Annotated in this window: 1 protein-coding gene and 1 pseudogene; one reads left to right on the top strand and one right to left on the bottom strand. The window is 63.3% G+C overall.

Annotated elements, in window-relative coordinates; genetic code table 11:
• Positions 1–43: 43 nt before the first annotated feature.
• Positions 44–1147, bottom strand: a complete 1104-nt coding sequence (locus EN969_RS30665) for an FAD-dependent oxidoreductase (RefSeq protein WP_063167788.1) — start codon at positions 1145–1147, stop codon at positions 44–46.
• A 112-nt stretch (positions 1148–1259) separates the two neighbouring features.
• On the opposite strand from EN969_RS30665, the pseudogene EN969_RS30660 reads away from it, so the two are divergent.
• Positions 1260–1506, top strand: a pseudogene (locus tag EN969_RS30660) (cytochrome P450); the annotation flags it as partial.

Genomic DNA, 1506 nt, shown 5'->3' with positions numbered 1-1506 from the left:
GACGAACTCAATCATTGAACCGCTGCGGATTTGGCCTCGTGTTTCAGGCGACCTCCGCCCGCAGCCATGCCTTCAGACCGGCGATATCCCCATCGCCGACAGCAGCGGCAACGCGCCTGCCGACCGCCGCGCCGAACTTGTAGCCGTGGCCGGAGCATGCCGAGACAACAAGGCATTTGCCCTTTCCATGCGCCATGAATTTTTCGTCTGATGTGAAAGTGTAGGCGCAGGTGACGACCTCGGTCACGCGATACTCCGCGATGCGGGCGATCGGCGGCGAAAACAGGTTGCGGATCGCCTCGCCCTCGCCCGCCACCGGCTGACGGTTCCAGTCGGCGTCGCTGGTCGGCACCCTGTGCAGCCCGGAACCGAATTTCATGCCGGCGCCGCCGGAGGGCGGGATCACATAGCCGTCGATCGCGCCGCCGACATCGAGCACGACCGGTGCCGCCTGCCAGGCCGCCTTGAGGTCGGCCGGCGGTTCGACATAGGCAAGTGCGGTTCGATAGGTCTTCAATTCTCCGTCCAGTTCCGGAAACAGTTTTAGCACCCAGGCGCCTGCGGCGACGACGATGCGGTCGGCCTGCATCGTCTCGCCGCTTTCGAGCACGATGTGGCCGGCTTCGGCGTCGACCTCGACGACCTTGCTGTTTTCGTAGACATTGGCGCCGTTGGCGCGCAGCCACTTTGCCAGGCCGGACGCGATCTTGCGGCAATGCAGGGCGCCGCCTTCGGTCGAGAAATAGGCGTAGCGAAACGACCCGGCTTCCAGAAACGGCCAGCGTTTCACGGCTGCATCGGGCTCCAGCAGTTCGAACGGAAAATTGCCTTCTTCCAGGCCCTCGCGATATTCCTCGGCCTCGTCGCCGGGCTCGCGCGAAATGCAGACAAATCCTCTGGGATCGAGATGGTTTTCGCCGAGGTCGGCCCACATCTCGTCCCAGGCCTGGTAGGCTTCGGTGATCAGCCGGCCGTAGCCGGTCCCCGCGCGGTAAGCGCGGCGGATGATGCGGTGGTGGTCGCCCGAGGCGGCCAACGGGTTTGGGATCGGCCCCTGCTCGACGATCGAAACGCTGTGACCCGCCTTGACCAGCGACCACGCGGTCGAGAGGCCGGCAATACCCGCACCGACAACGATCACCTTCATCAAATCAGACTTTCCGCAGCCGGTCGGCTGGCTCAACGTATTGGATTGCGGGCGCCAACATACGGTCTGGAACCAGGCTGGCAAGCCGCGCTATTGGTCTGGCATGAGCAAATTGACGCCACCTGCCCTGGCCTTTGATCCAGCCACGCGACATCTGCGGCTCGACCCGCACGAGCCGGCTTTTTTTCAAAACCCTTATGATGCCTATGCTTTCCTCCACGGCCTATCGAATGCATTCTTCTGGGAAGAATTCGGCTTCTGGTGCTTTGGCGGCTTCGACGACGTCAACCGGCTGCTGCGCGACCGCCGTTTCGGCCGCCAGAATCCGGCCGGCATTCCAGACAGTCGCGGTATCGGAC

This window comes from Mesorhizobium sp. M7A.F.Ca.CA.003.01.2.1 (genome assembly GCF_003998945.1).
Taxonomy (GTDB): domain Bacteria; phylum Pseudomonadota; class Alphaproteobacteria; order Rhizobiales; family Rhizobiaceae; genus Mesorhizobium; species Mesorhizobium ciceri.
Note: the sequence above shows the minus strand (reverse complement) of the source record. Positions and strands in the feature narration are given on the sequence as shown.

Bases quoted from the DNA above. Each gene is read 5' to 3' on its own strand.
- EN969_RS30665 (WP_063167788.1), bottom strand. From the start codon at position 1,147: ATGAAGGTGATCGTTGTCGGTGCGGGTATTGCCGGCCTCTCGACCGCG.